The sequence below is a fragment of the Zavarzinia sp. genome (genome assembly GCF_041650655.1).
Lineage (GTDB): Bacteria > Pseudomonadota > Alphaproteobacteria > Zavarziniales > Zavarziniaceae > Zavarzinia.
Genome location: NZ_JBAZKR010000023.1, coordinates 1 through 17,289, shown reverse-complemented (window position 1 = coordinate 17,289; position 17,289 = coordinate 1). Strand labels below are relative to the sequence as shown.

Genomic DNA, 17,289 nt, shown 5'->3' with positions numbered 1-17,289 from the left:
AAAACATCATGGATTACGTCACGCTCGGCCGCAGCGGGCTCAAGGTTTCCCGCCTCTGCCTCGGCTGCCTGACCTATGCGCCGCCCGAACGGGGCAGCCACCCCTGGACCCTGAACGAGGAACAGAGCCGGCCTTTCATCCAGAAGGCGCTGGAACTGGGCATCAATTTCTTCGACACCGCCAATGCCTATTCGGGCGGCGCCAGCGAAGAGGTGCTGGGCCGCGCGCTGAAGGATTTCGCCAAGCGCGAGGATGTCGTCATCGGCTCCAAGGTCTATTTCCCGATGAGCAATTCGCCGACCTCGGGCGGCCTGTCGCGGAAGGCCATTCTGGCCGAGGTCGATGCCAGCCTGCGCCGGCTCGGCACCGATTACATCGACCTCTACCAGATGCACCGCTTCGACTATGGAACCCCGATCGAGGAGACACTGCGGACCTTCGACGACCTCGTCACCGCCGGCAAGATCCGCTATTTCGGCGCTTCCTCGATGTATGCCTGGCAGTTCGGCAAGCTGATCGCCACCGCCGAGCGGAACGGCTGGGTCCGCCCGATCTCGATGCAGAGCCACATGAACCTGCTCTACCGCGAGGAGGAGCGGGAAATGGTCGGGCTCTGCAAGGCCGAAGGCATCGGCATGACGCCTTGGAGCCCGCTCGCCCGCGGCCGCCTGACGAGGCCCTGGCAGGCCAGCACCATGCGCGCCGAGACCGACCAATATACCCGCAAGCTCTATGCCCAGACCGAGGCGGCGGACCAGAAGGTGGTCGAGGCAGTCTGCGCCATCGCCGAGGTGCGCGGCGTGCCGCCCGCCCAGGTGGCGCTGGCCTGGCTGCTCGCCAAGGAACCGGTGGCGTCTCCGATCGTCGGCGCGACCAAGCCGCATCACCTGGACGATGCCGTGGCCGCCCTGTCGATCAGGCTCGACGCCGCGGAGATCGCGGCGCTCGAAGCGCCCTACGTGCCCCACCCGGTGGTCGAGTTCAACTGATGGCGCGCGGCGCCGAAGCATCCGTCCGCCGGCCCGGCCGGCACGCTCGAGGAGTAGCACAGCAATGAATATCTCAGTCCCGGTCGCCGGCGCCGCCGACGACGTGAAGACGGTGATCGCGGACCGCCAGATCCGCTATCTGATGGCGAGCTATGTCGACATGCATGGCGTCTGCAAGACCAAGATGGTGCCCTCCGGCCATCTCGACCAGATGCTCGCGGGCTCCGAAATGTTCACCGGGGCGGCGCTCGACGGCGTGCCCCAGCAGGTGAATGACGACGAGGTGGCGGCCCACCCCGATCCTGCCTCCATGCTGGTGCTGCCCTGGGACCCGTCCACGGCCTGGTTCGCCAGCGACCTTTGGCTCTCCGGCAAGCCGTTCGAGGCTTGCAGCCGCAACATCCTGAAGCGCCAGACCGCGGCGGCGGCCGACCTGGGTTTCCGCTTCAACCTCGGCATGGAAGCGGAATTCTATGTCCTGAAGAACGACGGCAGCGGCGGCCAGGTCTCGCCCCGCCCGCTCGCCAAGCCCTGCTACGACGCCTCCAGCGTGCTCGACAACATGGGCTGGCTCGGCGAGATGGTCGAGGCGATGAACGGCCTCGGCTGGGATGTCTATTCCTTCGACCAGGAAGACGCCCTCGGCCAATTCGAGATCGACTTCGCCTATGCCGACGCGCTCACCATGTCGGATCGCTTCGTCTTCCTGCGCATGATGGCGAACCATATCGCGCGGAAGCACGGGCTGTTCGCCAGCTTCATGCCCAAGCCCTATGCCAACCGGACCGGCAGCGGCGCCCATTTCAACATGTCGCTGGCCGATCTCGCCAACGGCCGCAACCTCTTCGCCGACAAGGCCGATCCCAAGGGCTGCGGCCTTTCCACCCTCGGCTATCAGTTCACGGCCGGCGTGGTGCGCCACCTCCCCGCGATCTGCGCCGTGGTCGCGCCGACCGTCAACAGCTACAAGCGGCTGGTGAAGCGGGGCAGCATGTCGGGCTTCACCTGGGCGCCGATCTTCGCCTGCTACGGCAACAACAACCGCACCAATGCCGTGCGCATCCCGCTCGGCGGCGGGCGGATCGAGCTGCGCTCGGCCGATGCCGCCTGCAATCCCTACCTGGGGGCGGCGATGGTGCTGGCGGCCGGCCTCGAAGGGATCCGCGAGGGCCTCGACCCCGGCGCGCCCAACCGCGAGAACATGTACGAGCTGCCGGCCGACGAATTGAAAGCCCGCGGCATCCGCCAGCTTCCCCGCACCCTCGAAGAAGCGCTCGACGCCTTCGAGGCCGACCCCTTGTCGCGCGCGGTGATGGGCGATCTGATGGCCGATGCTTGGCTTTCCTACAAGCGGGACGAATGGCTGTCCTATATGGCCCATGTCTCCGACTGGGAGAGCGAGCGCTACCTCCACTTCTTTTGACGAGGGGCCCGCGCCGTCCCTCCGGGCGGCGCGGGATTGGGGATTCAGCACATGCAGCAACCGATCATCCTGGCCGAGAACGTCTGTAAGAGTTACGGCGACTTCCAGGTCCTCAACCACATCAACCTCAGCGTGGCGGCGGGCGAAGTGCTCTGCCTGATCGGGCCGTCGGGGTCGGGCAAGTCGACCTTCCTGCGCTGCATCAACCACCTGGAGAAGATCGATTCGGGCGCCCTCTACGTCGACGGCGAACTGGTCGGTTATCGGCGCGAGGGCAACCGTCTCTACGAACTCCGTGAGGCGGAGGTGGCGGCGAAACGGGCCGAGATCGGCATGGTGTTCCAGAGCTTCGCCCTGTTCAACCACATGACGGCTCTCGGCAATGTGATCGAGGCGCCGATCCATGTCCGGGGCGAATCCCGCAAGGAGGCGGTCGAGCGGGGCAAGGCGCTGCTCGAAAGGGTGGGCCTCGGCGCCAAGCTCGACGCCTACCCGCGCGAGCTTTCGGGCGGTCAGAAGCAGCGGGTGGCGATCGCCAGGGCGCTCGCCATGCGGCCCAAGCTGATGCTGTTCGACGAGCCGACCTCGGCCCTCGACCCCGAACTGGTGGGCGAGGTGCTGGACGTCATGCGGGCACTCGCGCTCGACGGCATGACCATGGTCGTGGTCACCCACGAGATGGGCTTCGCCCGCGAGGTGGGCAGCCGGGTCGCCTTCATGGATGCCGGCACCATCGTCGAATACGGCAGCCCGCGCGACGTCTTCGAAAATCCTCAGCAGGAACGCACCAAGGCCTTCCTGTCCAAGATCCTCTAGCCGGACGAGAACACTATGCCGATCAAGCTTCAGCTCGCCTATGTCGTGACCCCGGACATGGCGGCCCAGCGCGCCTTCTACGAAGAAGTCCTGGGCCTGCCGCTCAAGTTCCAGGACGGTACGCGCTGGGCGCAATTCGATACCGGCGGCGCCAATTTCGCCCTGGCGGCGCCGGAGGAGGCACCGGCGGGCGCCACCGGCACCATACTGGTGTTCCAGGTCGACGACCTCGACGCCACCGTGGCGGCCCTGACGGCGGCCGGCGTCGCGGTCGATCCGATCCGCGACATGGGAACCCACGGCCGCGTCACCAGTTTCCGCGATCCGGCCGGCAATCGGCTGCAACTCTTCGGCCGGGCGGCGCCGTGACGGCGCTGCCGCCGCTCCGCCGTTTCGCCCTCGGTCCCCTGCCGCTCGCGGCCGGCGGCATCGTCACCGATGCCCGGCTGTGCTACCGGACCTATGGCCGCCTGAACGAGACGGCGGACAATTGCATCCTGCTGCCGACCTATTACACGGGCACGGACCGTTCCTATCTGCCCCTGATCGGCCCCGGCCGGGCGCTCGATCCGGCACACTATTTCATCGTCATTCCCAACATGTTCGGCAACGGCGTCTCGACCTCGCCCAGCCATTGGCCGGCGGGGGCGGAGCGGGCGGCGTTCCCGGCGGTCGGCGTCATCGACAACGTGCGCGCCCAATACCGCCTGCTGACCGAGGAGCTGGGAGTCCGGCAGATCGCGCTGGCCAGCGGCTGGTCGATGGGGGCGATCCAGGCCTGGCACTGGGCCGCCCTGTTTCCTTCGATGGTGCGGGCACTGCTGCCGGTCTGCGGCACGGCGCGCTGCTGGCCCTTGAACCGGGTCTTCCTCGAAGGGGTCAAGGCGGCGCTCGAAGCCGACGGCGGCTTTGCCGGCGGGGCCTATCTGACCCCGCCCGAGGCCGGGCTTCGCGCCTTCGGCCGGGCCTATTGCGGCTGGGCCTATTCGGCCCAGTTCTTCCGCGAGGCGCGCTACCGCCTGCTCGGCGCCGAGACCCTGGAGGATTTTCTCCGCGCCTGGGAGGAGGAGCATCTGGCGATCGACGCCGGCGACCTCCTCGCCATGCTGCGGACCTGGATTACCGCCGAGATCGGCGACATGGCCGCGGGCGATTGGGTCCAGGCGCTCGGACGCGTCACCGCGCGCACCATCGTCATGCCCTGCGACCGCGACGCCTATTTCACGTTGGAAGAAGCCCGGCTGGAAGTGGCCGCCGTCCCCGGGGCCGAGCTTCGACCGCTCGCCTCGCCCTATGGCCATTGTGCCGGCGCCCCCGGCCGTTTCCCGGACGAGACCGTGGCGATCGAGGCGGCCATGCGCGAACTGCTGTCGCCGGGCTGAGTCCGGCCGTCCGGCGGATCTCCGACACCGGCACACCGTCCGCCCACTGCTTCAGGATGAACGCCTTCTGTGCCTCCAAAACTCCGATGCCTTCATCGTCATCCGCTTCTCCCGGCTAAGAGAAAACAGACCGGAAAACTCTAACGCCGAACGATCCAGTTTTCTGGGCTCACATCAAGTCCCGTGGGTGCCTTTCCGGGTACCCTATTGCACTCCCGCCCAGCCTACTAATTGGTGGCTTCTTGTTGCGTCGGTGCCAAGTTGATCAGCTTCTCATTTCATGTACAGCCTCTTATTTGATGTAAGGAATGAACATGAGTGATGCAGAATCTTACAGTGTTCATGCACTTGAGCGCCATAGGATCGAGGAAATACTTTCCAGTCTCGGTCTAAAACTTAGCGAATGGTCATCGATTGAATATGCCCGTGATGGATTATCACAAGAAGTCCGATGGAAGAATCGTCAAGCTCCATCGGATGGGCGAGCGCTTTTGTATTTTTCCCGCCATGTTATTGATTGGCTTCAAGATGGTGACGGGTATATTGTGCAATTTGACAATTCTAATTGGTTTTCGGCCGCGGAAGAGTTCTTATTTTCCTCTCTCATCGGCAACGAAACGGCAAAGGCAATTAACGCGTGCGGCGCAATATTAATTGATTCGCAGGATACGCGGGCAAAGTTATTACTGTCGTATATTGTATTCTATTGTCTATTATTCGAGGGGCACGCATATTTGGTTTCACCAGGAAGTTCTGGCGAGAGATATCTTGGTATTCAAGACGGATTTATTTATTTATGTGCTCTCGGGGACGAGGATATTGATATTTTTTTAAAAAAAATAGATGCTGGGCTGGAAGTAATTCCGCAATGGCTTATAGCCTATAATACAGATTTTGAGGAAAGTTGATCTACAAGCTTTGGTTTTACCAGTTTTTCAAAACGGTGCTTCTATTTCCGGGAAGGCAACATACCGCCCACCTTGAGACGGCGTTTCCTTTAGGTGCCATTTGCTTCGTCGCTTCGTCCGTGGGGACTTGTGCGCCGAAGCACTAGATGGCCACATGTAGCGAGTGCTGGTCTCGGTCATTGCAGGCCCCCGCAACCACCGATAACGACATCCCCGTGCGCACGCTGCCGCGGGTGTTCGCTTTTTGGGCCGTCCGCGTCAGCAGCGTGCCCAGTTCACGGCTCATCGACGGTGCCGGGGGCGGCCTGTCTTCAGGGCAGGCAGGCGGCCAGGGCGACTTCCCGCACGGCGGTGACATATTGTTCGATCGTCACCTTGCGGCGCTGGTATTTGGAACGTTTGACATACCAATCCTGCAGCATCGGCTTGATCAGGGTGGGCAGCAGCGGTGAAGTGTCCGGACGGAAGCGGCCGCTGGCGATGCCCTGTTCGATCGCCCGGGCCAGGAAGCCCTCGGTCAATTCCTCGCTGTCGATCGCCATGCGCCGCTCGGCAGGGGGGAAATTCTTCGCCTCCATGAAGGAGAAGGCGAACCAGGGCAGCATCACCTCGCTCAGCCGGACATGGGTTTCGATCAGCCAGCCGAGATGGGCGACCGGATCCGCCGCCACCGTCTCCGGCGGTTGCGACAGCGCCTGTTCGACCGCGGCCACGACCGCGCCCAGGATCATCTTCAGCAGGGTGGTCTTGCTGTCGAAATAGGCATAGAGCCCGCCCATGGAGACGCCGGAGGTGCGTGCCAGTTCGCGCAGCGACATGGCCTGGAAGCCCGATCGGTTGGACAGTTTCAGCGCGGCGGCGACGATCACCTCGAGTTTGCGCAGGGCGAAGTCGGGCTTCTGCACGGCGATCGTGGCGTGGTGGCGTTCCAGGATCGAGCGGCACAGGGCCTCGGTGCTGAATTCGGCCTGCAGGCCTATGCGTGTCGCCATTCCCGTTCTCTTTCCGGCCTGCTCAGGGAAGCCTTGCCGCGCGGCGACTTCAAGTCTAATAAAATCGAACGGGCGCTCGATAGAAAAATGGAGGCTGTTGCCATGGATTTCACCCTGCCGGCACGCGAAGAGGATTTCCGTGCCCGGATCGCCCGTTTCGTCGAAGAGGAAATCCTGCCGGCCGAAGCCGACCGGGCCAATTTCGACGCCCATGAGAACATCAATGCCGAAGCCCTGGCCCTTCTCCGCGCCAAGGCCCGCGCCGAAGGCCTGTGGTGCCTGCAACTCCGCCCGGAGACCGGCGGTCAGGGCCTGGGCAAGGTCGGCATGGCGGCCTGCTACGAGGAGATGAACCGGTCGATCTTCGGGCCCGTGGTGTTCAATTCGGCCGCCCCCGACGACGGCAACATGATGGTGCTCGAAAAGGTGCTGGAGGGGGCGCAGAAGGAACGCTGGCTCATGCCCATCGTGCGGGGCGAGGTCCGTTCCTCCTTCGTCATGACCGAGCCGCACCCGGGCTCTGGCTCCGATCCCTCGATGATGCTGACCACGGCGACCAAGAAGGGCGACCGCTATGTCGTCCGCGGCCGCAAGTGGTTCATCACCGGGGCCGAGGGGGCGCAGCATTTCATCCTGATGGCGCGCACCTCGGACGATCCGCGCCGCGGCCTCTCGGCCTTCCTGTTCGATGCCGCCGAGCCCGGCTGGCGGGTCGAGCGGCGCATTCCGATCATGGGGCCGGAAGAACACGGCGGGCATTGCGAGCTGCTGTTCGATGGGTTGGAGATCCCGGAAGAGAATCTGATCCTGGGCGAGGGCGACGGGCTCCGCTTCACCCAGATGCGCCTGGGGCCGGCGCGGCTCACCCATTGCATGCGCTGGCTCGGCCTCGCCAAGCGCTGCGTCGAGATCGCCCGCACCTATGCCCAGGAGCGTTTCGCCTTCGGCGAGCGCCTGGCCAAGAAGGAGAGCATCCGCCTGATGCTGGGCGACCTCGCGATGCAGATCGAGATCGGCCGCCTCCTGGTCATGAAGGCGGCCTGGGAACTCGACCGCGGCGGCTATGCCCGGAAGGAAGTCTCCATGGCCAAGGTCCATGTCGCCAATCTGCTGCACAAGGCGGTCGATACCGCGATCCAGATCAACGGCGCCTATGGCTATTCCAAGGATACGCCGCTCGAATGGATCTACCGCTATGCCCGCCAAGCGCGGCTGGTCGATGGCGCCGACGAGGTTCATCGCATGGTGCTCGACCGCAACCTGGCGACCGAGGGCCGGAATTTCTGGCATTGGCCGGCGGCGGAGGCCTGATCATGGCGGCGGCGAGCGGGGTTGATTTCGAGCCGGCGGCACTCCGCGGCTTCCTCGACGGGCGCTTCGGCGCGGCCGGCGATTTCGCGTTGGAGCGGATCGGCGGCGGCCAGTCGAACCCGACCTATTTCGTCACCCACGGCGGCCGGCGCATGGTCCTGCGCAAGCAGCCGGCCGGGCCGATCCTGCGTGGCGCCCATGCCATCGACCGCGAATACCGGGTGCTCGAAGCCTTGCACCCGACCGATGTGCCAGTGGCCCGGCCGATCCTCTATCACGCCGATGCCGGCCTCCTGGGCACGCCCTTCTACCTGATGGAACGGGTCGAGGGCCGGGTGTTCGACAATTGTGCCCTGCCGTCGGTGGCGCCGGCGGAACGCCGAGACCTGTGGCTGGCGCTGGCCGATGCGCTGGCGGTCATGCATCGGCTCCGCCCCGAGGCGGTGGGCCTGGCCGACTATGGCCGCCCCGGCAATTATTTCGAGCGTCAGATCACCCGCTGGACCCGGCAGTGGCGCGAGTCGGCGAGCGAGCCGATCCCGGAGCTCGACCGCCTGGCCGACTGGCTGCCCGCCCATATGCCGCCGGACGACGGCGCGGTCAGCCTGGCGCATGGCGACTTCCGCATGGGCAATGTGATCTTCCATCCGACCGAGCCGCGCGTCGTCGCCATCCTGGACTGGGAATTGTCGACCCTCGGCCATCCGCTCGCCGATCTCGGATTCTGCGTCCTGCCGTGGCACAGCGCGCCCGCCGAATATGGCGGCATCCTCGGGCTCGACTGGGCGGCGGAAGGCCTGCCGGAAGAGGCGGAATTCGTCGCCCGCTACCACCTGGGCAATCCGGGGGCGGGCGAGCTGCTGCCCTTCCACAAGGCCTTCGCCCTGTTCCGCTTCGCCGTGATCTTTGTCGGCATCGCCGACCGCGCCCGCCTCGGCAATGCCGCAGGGGCCAATGCGGCCGAGACGGCGCCGTTGGCCCGGCGCTTCGCCCGCCGCGGCCTCGAAGTGATCGAGGGTCGCCACGTGCTTTGATCTCTCTAACGGATGCCGGCGCGCAGGAAGGCCTGGATGAACTGGCGCTGGAAGATCAGGAAGGCGAGCAGCAGGGGCGCCACGGTCATCAGCGTGGCGGCGCTGACCACGGTGATGTCGACCCCGCTCTCCGGCGCGCCGAAGAGGGAGAGGCCGACGGTGAGTGGGCGGACCTCGGCCGACTGGCTGACGATCAGCGGCCACAGGAAATTGTTCCAATGGGTGGCGACCGAGACCAGGGCATAGGCGAGATAGACCGGCCGCGCCGCCGGGACATAGACGCGCCAAAGCACGCCCATCCAGGAACAGCCCTCGACCCGTGCCGCTTCCTCCAGTTCGAGGGGGACCGACTTGAAGGCCTGGCGCAGCAGGAAGATGCCGAAGGCCGAGGCGACATAGGGCAGGCCCATCCCCGCAATGCTGTCGACCAGGCCGAGGCGGGCGGTCATGGCGTAATTCTCGACGATCAGCACTTCCGGCAGGATGAAGAGCTGCATCAGCACGAGGACGAACAAGGTATCGCGCCCGAAGAAGCTGAAACGGGCGAAGGCGAAACCCGCCAGGGTGCAGAGCACGAGCTGGCCCGCCAGGATGAAGGCGACCAGCATCACGGTATTGGCGACATAGGTGGCCCAGGGCGCGGCCACCCACGCGGTCTCGAAATTCGCCAGGGTCAGGGGCGCGCCGAGGTCGAAGTCGAGGGCGGCGCCGGGCGGATGCACGGCGGCCCAGGCGGCGAAGACCAGCGGCGCCACCCAGACCAGGGCCAGCAGCAGGGCGCCCGCGGCATCGAGCCGGGCGAGCAGGCGTCTGGCGCTCATCGGTAGTGCACCCGCCGGTCGAGGACGCGGAATTGCAGCAGCGCGGCCGCGGCCAGCACCAGCAGCACCAGCACGGTCATGGCCGCGGCATGGGGCTGGTCGAAGAAGGAGAAGGCCATTTCCCAGATCCAGTAGAGGATCAGCTTCGAGGCGTTGTCGGGGCCGCCCTTGGTCAGGATGAACAGGTGGTCGATCATCTTCACCGAATTGATCAGGGCGTTGATGAAGACGAAGACGGTGGTCGGCATCAGCAGCGGCAGCAGCACGCGGCGGAAATAGGTGAGACGCCCCGCACCCTCGATCCTGGCCGCCTCGCGGAGGTCGGGCGGGATCGTCTGCAGGGCGGCGAGATAGAAGATCATGAAGAAACCCGCCTCCTTCCAGACCGTCACCACGATGACGGCGCCGAGAGCGGTCCCCGGACTGCCCAGCCAGTTGACCGGCGCCGCGCCGAACAGCGCCGTAATGCTGTCGATCACGCCGAGGCCGGGCGTATAGAAGAACAACCACAGATTGGCCGCGGCGATCATGGGCAGCACGGTCGGCGTGAAATAGGCGCTGCGCACCAAGCCGCGCGCCGGGATCTTGGCATCGGCGTAGAGCGCCATGACCAGGGCGAGGACGATCGAGACCGGAATGACCACGGCGGCATAGATCAGGTTGTTGCCTGCCACGGTCCAGAAGGTCGGATCGGCGAAGAGGTCGGCATAGCCGTCGGGGGCATTGAAGACCGCCGGCCGGCGCGGCGTCCCGCGCGAGAACAGGCTGCTCCAGGCGGTCGTCGCCGTGGGCAGGAAGGCGAAGAGTGAGAGCAGGACGAGCGACGGGGAGAGCAGCATCCAGCCGTAGAGCGCCTGGCGCCGGCGCCGGTTGCGGAGGATCGGGTCCATCGGGCTCTCCCGTCGGCAGGTGGGGGCGTCGGGGGCGGTCGCCCGCCCCCTCAGCTCACTTCTTGTAGGGCTTCAGCAGGGCGTCGGCGGTCGCCTGGGCTTCCTTCAGGGCGTCGGCCGGGCTCTTGCTGCCGGTCAGGGCGGCCTGGACGGCGTTGTTCAGCGCTTCGCGGACGCGGGCGGTCGACCAGGTCGAGAATTCGGCGATCGCGACCTTCAGCTGATCGCGGGCGACCAGGGCCTGGGGGAAGTCCTTGCCGTAGGCCTTCAGCTTCTCGGTCTCGTAGGCGGCCGGGCTCGTCCCGACGTAACCCGTGGCGATCGACCATTCGGCGGCACGGTCCGGGGCGGTCATGTAGCGGATCAGCTTCAGCGCGGCTTCGCGCTCGGCGGGCGAGGCGCTCTTGAAGAGGTAGAAATTGCCGCCGCCGGTGGGCGAGCCCGGCTGCTTGTGGGCCGGCAGCTCGGCGACGCCGAAGTCGAAGCCGGCTTCCTTGCGCACCGCGGTCAGGTTACCGGTGGTGTGCCACATCATCGCCGTCTGGCCCTTGACGAAGGCCTGGCGCAGCGTACCCCATTCGATCGTGCCTTCCGGCGAGATCTTGTATTTGGCCGCCAGCGAACGCCAGAATTCCAGCGCCTCGATCACCGCCGGATCGTCGAATTGGACAGACGCACCGTCCTTGCCCGCCAGTTCCTTGCCGTTCTGGATGGCGAAGCATTGGAACATCCAATAGGGATAGCCGGTCGAGGGGATCATGATGCCCCACTGGCCGTCCTTGGTCAGCTTCTGGCCCATGGAAACCAGCTCGTCCCAGGTCTTCGGCGGATGCTCGGGGTCCAGGCCGGCTGCGCGGAACAGGTCCTTGTTGTAATACATGACGATGGTCGAGCGCTGGAACGGAATGCCCCAGGTCTTGCCGTCGATCCGGCCGTTGGCCATCAGCGCCGGATAGAAACTGTCCAGCCAGGCCTTGTCGTCGGCGCTCTTCGCCACGTCCTCGAAGGGCACGATCAGGTCCTGTTCGATCAGGTCGTAGGCGTCGATCGAGAACAGCACCGAGAGCTGGGCGGGCTGGCCCGCCTTGATCGCGGCCAGCGCCTTGACGCGCGTGTCGTCGTAATTGCCGGCATAGACGGCCTTCACCTTGATGTCGGGATTCTCGGCCTCGAAGCCGGTGATCATGCCGTCGATCACCTGGGTCAGGGGGCCGCCGACCGCGATCGGGTAATACATCGTGAGTTCGGTTTCGGCGAGCGCCGGGGCGGCACCGGCACCGAGCAGGCCGACCGCGAGTGCGGCGGCGCGGAACAGGCTGTTCATGACGAAGGGTCCTCTCGACTGGCCGGCATTGCCGGGGTGGGGACCGCAAGGCGCCGGCCGGCGTCGCGGTCGAACCAGTGGGCCGCGTCCGGGGCCCAACTGATGGCGAGCGGCGTGCCCGGCGCCTGCTCGAAGCGGCCCGGCACACGCGCGGAAATCGGGGTGGGGCCGCCGACGTCGAGATAAACGAAGGTTTCGGCCCCCAGGAATTCATTGGCGACGACGCGGCCCTGGAGCAGGCCGTCGCCCGGCGGCAGCAGGCGGATGTCTTCCGCCCTTATGCCGAGAAGGCTGTTTTCCGGCGCACCGGCCAGAAGCTCGCCCGGCAGCAGGACCATGGGTGGGCTGCCGATGAAGCCGGCGGCGAAGGCGGTCGCCGGCCTGGCATAGAGGTCGGCCGGCGCGCCCGCCTGCTCGATCCGGCCGTCGCGCATCAGGACGACGCAATCGGCCATGGCCATGGCTTCGGTCTGGTCGTGGGTGACATAGACGACAGTCATGCCGAGCCGCTGCTGCAGGGCGCGGATCTCCTGCCGGACGCCGTGGCGGAGCTTGGCGTCGAGGTTGGACAGGGGCTCGTCCATCAGGCACAGGGGGTGGCCCGCTACCACGGCCCGGGCCAGCGCTACGCGCTGGCGCTGCCCGCCCGAAAGCTGGGCGGGCTTGCGCCTCTCGAGCCCGGCGAGGCCGGTCAGGGCCAGTGCATCGGCCAAGCGCGCAGCCCGCTCGGCGCGCGAAAGGCCACGCACCCGGAGGCCGAAGACGATGTTTTCCGCGACGGTCAGATGGGGGAACAAGGCGTAGGACTGAAACACCATGGCGAGGCCGCGCTCGGCCGGAGGCGCCGCCGTGACGTCCCGCCCGCCGATCAGGACCCGGCCCCGCTCCGGCGCCTCCAGCCCTGCGATCAGGCGAAGCGTGGTCGACTTGCCGCAGCCCGACGGGCCGAGCAGCACGGTGAAGGCGCCGCGCGGCACGGCGAGCGACAGATCCTCGACCCCGCCCTGGCCGTCGAAGCGCCGGGTCACCCCGTCGAGGCGGACGAAATCACTCACGGCATGGGCTCCGCGATCGAGAGACGATCCTCGGGGAAGAGGGGGGCGAAGGCGGGAGGCGGGGCGCGGTCCAGCACGATCGACCCGGCATCGCCGAGGAAGCCGCCGCGGGCCGGCGCCGGCCGGCCGCATTTGGTGACATCGGCGACCAGGATCGAATTCCGGCACGAGGCGGCCAGCGCCAGGCGGGCGCCGACCTCGGCCCGGTCGAAATCGAGCAGCGTGCCGTCCGGCTCGATCCCGCCGACGCCGAAGATGCCGTAATCGACCCGGTAGGCGCGGAACATCTCCTCGACCTCGGCGCCCAGGATGTCGCGGTCGGGCAGGCGCAGCCGGCCGCCCGGCACGATGATGCGGTTGTCGCGCTGGCCGCTCAGCGCCATGGCGACGTTGAAATTGCAGGTGACGACGGTCAGGCCGGCGTGGCCCGCCAGCGCCCGGGCGACGAATTCCGGCGTCGTACCGATGCCGAAGGAGACCGAGGCGCCGTCCGGGATCGCCCGGGCGACATGGGCGCCGATCGCGCGCTTGGCCTCGCGGTGGGTGATCTTGCGGTCGTCGTAGGAGAGGTTCCGCTCGCCCGCCTCCAGATATTCCGCGCCGCCGTGACAGCGCCGCAATACCTGGGCATCGCGGAGTCCGGCGAGGTCGCGCCGGATGGTCTGGGGCGTCACGGCCAAATGGCCGGCCAGTCCGTCCACCGACATGAAGCCGTGGCGGCGGACGAGGTCGACGATGTGTTGCTGGCGGGGCGAGAAGTTCATTCGGTGGCGGCGCGTGTTCGTTCGAAACCCGCGCACCCTAGCTGCCGACGCGAACGAACCGGTTTCACTTTCCTGATGATCTCGTGACACCGAACATGGCGTCGTTCGATCGTCGCAGATGGATGGTGAAAGCGGATGCCCCCCCCCCGGGGGGGCGGGGGGCGGTCCGAGGCGAGCGGCTCGGCTGCCTATGCCGGGACCGCCCAGTGAAAGGCGGTCGGTGGTGGGATCGAGGTGATCACGCTGAGCGGCGTCGTCCCCGGCGCGATCGGGCCGTCTTCTGCTCTGTCCGGCTGGTCGGCCCCCTGGCCGAAGGCGAGGGTCAATTGTCGCCAGAAAATACTGGCGACCGCCGGGCATGAGTACGCGGCTCCTGGCGTTGGTCCTGGCGCGCCGGTGGTTCGCCTGTCGGCGCCCGCATATCCCGTCCGAATGGGGGACGAGCTTTTCAACGAGACGCTGTTATTCGGCCTGTGCCGCCGGCGCGTGCTGGCAGTGGCAGGGACGACACCCCTCCCACTGCTTCGATCTCCGCCACCCGCGACGCTGATCGTCGGGTATTCAAAAGGACGAACTCCATCTCTGACTGGTAACAGTCAGAGCACCGCGTCGTCGGCCTCAGGCTTCGATCAGCACTTTGAGAGCATTGGTCGCCGCAGCCTTGCCGAAGGTCTCGTAAGCCGCGAGGATGTCGTCCAGCTTGAAGCGGTGGGTGATCAGCTGCTCGGGTTTCAGGGTCTTCGCCTGCACCGTCTTCAGCAGCATGGGTGTGGTCACGGTGTCGACCAGGCGGGTGGTCAGCGTGATGTTGTGCGCCCACAGGCGTTCCAGGTGCAGGTCGACCTTGGTGCCATGCACGCCGACATTGGCGATGGTGCCGCCGGCCCCCACGATGTCTTCGCAGAGCGCGAAGGTCGCCGGAATGCCGACCGCCTCGATCGCCGTGTCGACGCCGCGCCCGCCGGTCAGTTCCATCACCTTGGCGACGGCATCGGTCGTGCCAGAATTGACGCCCGCCGTCGCACCGAAGGTCTTGGCGACGGCGAGGCGGTTGTCGTCGAGATCGATCATGATGATCTCGGCCGGCGAATAGAAACGGGCGGTGAGCAGGGCCGCGAGGCCGACCGGCCCGGCGCCGACGATGGCGACGGTCGAGCCCGGGCTGACCTTGCCGTTCAGCACGCCGCATTCGAAGCCGGTCGGCAGGATGTCGGAGAGCATGACGAGGGCATCCTCGTCCATGCCGGCCGGAATGTGGTGCAGGCTGGTGTCGGCATGGGGGATGCGGACATATTCCGCCTGGGTACCGTCGATCGTGTGGCCGAGGGTCCAGCCGCCCGTGGTGCAGTGGGAATACATGCCGCGCTTGCAGTAGTCGCATTTGCCGCAGGCGGTGATGCAGGAGACCAGCACATGGTCGCCCTTTTTGAAGGCGCCCACGGCGGAGCCGACTTCCTCGATGATGCCGACGCCTTCGTGGCCGAGCACGGTGCCGGGCCGGCAGGTCGGCACGTCGCCCTTCAGGATGTGCAGGTCGGTGCCGCAGATCGTCGTCCGTGTAATCTTCACGATTGCATCGGACGGGGCGCCGAGCCTGGGCAGGGGACGGTCTTCCACGGCCTTCTTGCCGGGGCCGAGATAGACGAGCGCCTTCATGGGTTTCCTCCAGTTCGCGAGCTTCTTGGGGGAAGCGGAGAGGCAATTCCGGTGCCAACCGCGAAAGCCCGGAAAACCGGGGGTGCCGCCGGACGGCGGGTGGACGGAAATCGGACGTTCGTCCGGCCGCGCCGTTCGAATTTCCGACAAGCGGGCGGGGTACCGCCTCGCCCCCCTTTCGATGGGGGCGTTTCTTTCGGCGACGCCCCGGACGGTGGTGCGACCGAAAATCGGCCGCGGGCGCAGTCCCGCCGACGGCCCGCTCGGATCTGAAAAAATATAATTGAAACAATGGCTTGATCGGCCCCGCCACGGCCGCCGAGGGCCCTGGCATGGCGCTTGCTGTTCTCCGTCCAGAGCCGGGCCGGCCGGCGTGACAGGCCGGCTCCCACTCCAAGAGATACCAGGAAGGCGGTCGAAACGACGGCCACGAGACCCAAGGGAGGAGTCCTCGAAGATGACCCTGCAGATCAATATCGACAATGGCGGCACCCTGACCGACATCTGCATATTCGCAGACGGCAAGGTCGAAAAGACCAAGGTGCTGACCACGCCCTACGACCTCAGCCGTTGCTTCTTCGAAGGCATCCAGAAGGCCTCGGCCGTGCTCTACGGCGCCGAGGACGTGAAGCGCCTGCTCGAGGACGTGGACCTCATCCGTTACTCGACCACCCAGGGCACCAACGCGATCTGCGAACGCAAGGGACCGCAGCTCGGCCTGGTGCTCGACGCCGCCTCGCGGAAGCTTCCCGCCCGCCTGAGGGAACAGGACCCGGAAGTCTGGGCGGCGCTGGTCGGTGACCGCGTGGTGTATCTCGATGCCGCGACGGTGAACGGGCCGGACGCCGATGTCGATGTGGTGAAGGCGATCAACCAGCTCACCGCGCTCGGCGCCAAGCGCCTGGTGGTGGCCTTCGGCGGCGAAGACTTCCGCGCCCTCGAAGAAGCCTTCGCCCGCGTCGCCCTGCGCAAGTACCCGCGCCATCTGCTGGGGGCCGTGCCGATCCTCTATGGCTCGGATCTCACCAGCGACAAGGATCATATCCGGCGCACCTGGACGGCGCTGATCAATTCCTTCCTTCACCCCTCGATGGAAGGCTTCCTCTACAACGCGGAAAATCGTCTGCGCGCCTTCCGCACCAAGAATCCGCTGCTGATCTTCCGCAACGACGGTGATGCTTCGCGTGTCGCCAAGACGGTGGCGATCAAGACCTATTCCTCCGGCCCGCGCGGCGGCATGGAAGGGGTGAAATCCTATTCCAAGCTCTATGGCTTCGAAGAGACGGTCGCGATCGACGTCGGCGGTACCACGACCGACATCTGCCAGTACAGCCGCGGCACCGTGCCTTCGACCCGGCGCGGCCGTGTCGAGGGCATCGCCGTCTCCTTTCCGCTGTGCGAAATCTGGAGTGCCGGCGTCGGCGGCAGCTCCGTCTTCCGCGTGAAGGACGGCGCCATCACCATCGGTCCCGACAGCGTCGGCGCGGTGCCCGGTCCGGCCTGTTTCGGCCGCGGCGGCAAGGAAGCGACGATCACCGACGCCAGCCTGCTCATGGGCCTGCTCGATCCGGGCTCCTATTTCGGCGGCGGCATGGGCCTCGACAGCGAACGCGCCCGTGCCGCCGTCACGGCCAATATCGCCGGGCCGCTCGGCGTCGGCCTCGAGGAAGCCCTGCTCCGCATGGGCAGCGCCTTCGAGGAGAAGATCGCGGAGGAGCTGCACCGCTTCACCACCATCGGCGACGAGACGGTGATGCTGGCCTTCGGCGGCGCCGGCCCGCTCAACGCCTGCGGCGTCGCGGAGAAGGCCGGGATCTCCCGCGTTTCGATCCCGCGGATGGCGGCGGTGTTCTCCGCCTATGGCATCGGCTCCTGCGACATTTCCCAGCGCTACGACGTGACCCTGACCGAGCTCACGGCCGAA

Annotated in this window: 16 protein-coding genes and 1 pseudogene; 9 read left to right on the top strand and 8 right to left on the bottom strand. The window is 66.4% G+C overall.

What is annotated here, in order from left to right:
* The first annotated feature begins 8 nt into the window (after window positions 1-8).
* The 5 genes from WC493_RS07280 to WC493_RS07260 all read left to right on the top strand — a co-directional run bounded on the left by WC493_RS07280 (window position 9) and on the right by WC493_RS07260 (window position 4,610).
* Window positions 9-989 (top strand): aldo/keto reductase, encoded by a 981-nt coding sequence (locus WC493_RS07280; RefSeq protein WP_373064059.1) that lies wholly within the window; start codon window positions 9-11, stop codon window positions 987-989.
* Between the two features lie 64 nt (window positions 990-1,053).
* Entirely contained in the window at window positions 1,054-2,412 is a 1,359-nt protein-coding gene (gene glnT / locus WC493_RS07275) for a type III glutamate--ammonia ligase (RefSeq protein WP_373064057.1), read from the top strand.
* Window positions 2,413-2,463: 51 nt separating this feature from the next.
* Window positions 2,464-3,228, top strand: coding sequence for an amino acid ABC transporter ATP-binding protein (locus WC493_RS07270; RefSeq protein ID WP_373064055.1), 765 nt, complete (start codon window positions 2,464-2,466; stop codon window positions 3,226-3,228).
* A 15-nt stretch (window positions 3,229-3,243) separates the two neighbouring features.
* A complete protein-coding gene (locus tag WC493_RS07265; protein ID WP_373064053.1) occupies window positions 3,244-3,597 on the top strand; it encodes a VOC family protein in 354 nt (117 codons plus the stop codon).
* Entirely contained in the window at window positions 3,594-4,610 is a 1,017-nt protein-coding gene (locus WC493_RS07260; protein WP_373064051.1) for an alpha/beta fold hydrolase, read from the top strand. Before WC493_RS07265 ends, WC493_RS07260 begins: the two co-directional genes overlap by 4 nt.
* Here WC493_RS07260 and WC493_RS07255 read toward each other — a convergent pair.
* A pseudogene (locus tag WC493_RS07255) lies at window positions 4,597-4,706 on the bottom strand (IS3 family transposase); the annotation flags it as partial. The gene WC493_RS07260 and the pseudogene WC493_RS07255 sit on opposite strands and share 14 nt — an antisense overlap.
* Window positions 4,707-4,924: 218 nt before the next feature.
* On the opposite strand from WC493_RS07255, the gene WC493_RS07250 reads away from it, so the two are divergent.
* Window positions 4,925-5,518, top strand: a complete 594-nt coding sequence (locus WC493_RS07250; protein ID WP_373064049.1) for a hypothetical protein — start codon at window positions 4,925-4,927, stop codon at window positions 5,516-5,518.
* Window positions 5,519-5,829: 311 nt separating this feature from the next.
* On the opposite strand, the gene WC493_RS07245 is transcribed toward WC493_RS07250, so the two are convergent.
* On the bottom strand, window positions 5,830-6,510 hold the full coding sequence (locus tag WC493_RS07245; protein WP_373064047.1) for a TetR/AcrR family transcriptional regulator: 681 nt from the start codon (window positions 6,508-6,510) through the stop codon (window positions 5,830-5,832).
* A gap of 102 nt (window positions 6,511-6,612) precedes the next feature.
* Between WC493_RS07245 and WC493_RS07240 the strand changes: the two genes are divergently transcribed.
* Entirely contained in the window at window positions 6,613-7,821 is a 1,209-nt protein-coding gene (locus WC493_RS07240; protein ID WP_373064045.1) for an acyl-CoA dehydrogenase family protein, read from the top strand.
* 2 nt (window positions 7,822-7,823) lie between these two features.
* Window positions 7,824-8,855 (top strand): phosphotransferase family protein, encoded by a 1,032-nt coding sequence (locus WC493_RS07235; RefSeq protein ID WP_373064043.1) that lies wholly within the window; start codon window positions 7,824-7,826, stop codon window positions 8,853-8,855.
* Window positions 8,856-8,860: 5 nt separating this feature from the next.
* Here WC493_RS07235 and WC493_RS07230 read toward each other — a convergent pair whose 3' ends face one another.
* From WC493_RS07230 to WC493_RS07205, 6 genes are all read right to left on the bottom strand, one after another.
* Complete coding sequence (locus WC493_RS07230) at window positions 8,861-9,676, bottom strand: carbohydrate ABC transporter permease (RefSeq protein ID WP_373064041.1); 816 nt, start codon at window positions 9,674-9,676, stop codon at window positions 8,861-8,863.
* Window positions 9,673-10,566: a carbohydrate ABC transporter permease gene (locus WC493_RS07225; RefSeq protein ID WP_373064039.1), complete on the bottom strand. Its 894-nt coding sequence runs from the start codon at window positions 10,564-10,566 to the stop codon at window positions 9,673-9,675. Before WC493_RS07225 ends, WC493_RS07230 begins: the two co-directional genes overlap by 4 nt.
* A 55-nt stretch (window positions 10,567-10,621) precedes the next feature.
* Entirely contained in the window at window positions 10,622-11,890 is a 1,269-nt protein-coding gene (locus WC493_RS07220) for an ABC transporter substrate-binding protein (protein WP_373064037.1), read from the bottom strand.
* Complete coding sequence (locus tag WC493_RS07215) at window positions 11,887-12,945, bottom strand: ABC transporter ATP-binding protein (protein ID WP_373064035.1); 1,059 nt, start codon at window positions 12,943-12,945, stop codon at window positions 11,887-11,889. Before WC493_RS07215 ends, WC493_RS07220 begins: the two co-directional genes overlap by 4 nt.
* Entirely contained in the window at window positions 12,942-13,709 is a 768-nt protein-coding gene (locus WC493_RS07210) for a DeoR/GlpR family DNA-binding transcription regulator (RefSeq protein WP_373064033.1), read from the bottom strand. The genes WC493_RS07215 and WC493_RS07210 overlap by 4 nt, the downstream gene beginning before the upstream one ends.
* 618 nt (window positions 13,710-14,327) lie before the next feature.
* On the bottom strand, window positions 14,328-15,365 hold the full coding sequence (locus tag WC493_RS07205) for a zinc-dependent alcohol dehydrogenase family protein (protein WP_373064031.1): 1,038 nt from the start codon (window positions 15,363-15,365) through the stop codon (window positions 14,328-14,330).
* Between the two features lie 457 nt (window positions 15,366-15,822).
* Here WC493_RS07205 and WC493_RS07200 point away from each other — a divergent pair.
* The coding region (locus WC493_RS07200) for a hydantoinase/oxoprolinase family protein (RefSeq protein ID WP_373064029.1) at window positions 15,823-17,289 on the top strand (1,467 nt) is incomplete at its 3' end.

Coding starts and splice junctions, on each gene's coding strand:
- WC493_RS07270 (WP_373064055.1), top strand. CDS start 2,464: ATGCAGCAACCGATCATCCTGGCCGAGAACGTCTGTAAGAGTTACGGC.
- WC493_RS07250 (WP_373064049.1), top strand. CDS start 4,925: ATGAGTGATGCAGAATCTTACAGTGTTCATGCACTTGAGCGCCATAGG.
- WC493_RS07225 (WP_373064039.1), bottom strand. CDS start 10,566: ATGGACCCGATCCTCCGCAACCGGCGCCGGCGCCAGGCGCTCTACGGC.
- WC493_RS07210 (WP_373064033.1), bottom strand. CDS start 13,709: ATGAACTTCTCGCCCCGCCAGCAACACATCGTCGACCTCGTCCGCCGC.
- WC493_RS07230 (WP_373064041.1), bottom strand. CDS start 9,676: ATGAGCGCCAGACGCCTGCTCGCCCGGCTCGATGCCGCGGGCGCCCTG.
- WC493_RS07245 (WP_373064047.1), bottom strand. CDS start 6,510: ATGGCGACACGCATAGGCCTGCAGGCCGAATTCAGCACCGAGGCCCTG.
- WC493_RS07240 (WP_373064045.1), top strand. CDS start 6,613: ATGGATTTCACCCTGCCGGCACGCGAAGAGGATTTCCGTGCCCGGATC.
- glnT (WP_373064057.1), top strand. CDS start 1,054: ATGAATATCTCAGTCCCGGTCGCCGGCGCCGCCGACGACGTGAAGACG.
- WC493_RS07265 (WP_373064053.1), top strand. CDS start 3,244: ATGCCGATCAAGCTTCAGCTCGCCTATGTCGTGACCCCGGACATGGCG.
- WC493_RS07205 (WP_373064031.1), bottom strand. CDS start 15,365: ATGAAGGCGCTCGTCTATCTCGGCCCCGGCAAGAAGGCCGTGGAAGAC.
- WC493_RS07235 (WP_373064043.1), top strand. CDS start 7,824: ATGGCGGCGGCGAGCGGGGTTGATTTCGAGCCGGCGGCACTCCGCGGC.
- WC493_RS07220 (WP_373064037.1), bottom strand. CDS start 11,890: ATGAACAGCCTGTTCCGCGCCGCCGCACTCGCGGTCGGCCTGCTCGGT.
- WC493_RS07280 (WP_373064059.1), top strand. CDS start 9: ATGGATTACGTCACGCTCGGCCGCAGCGGGCTCAAGGTTTCCCGCCTC.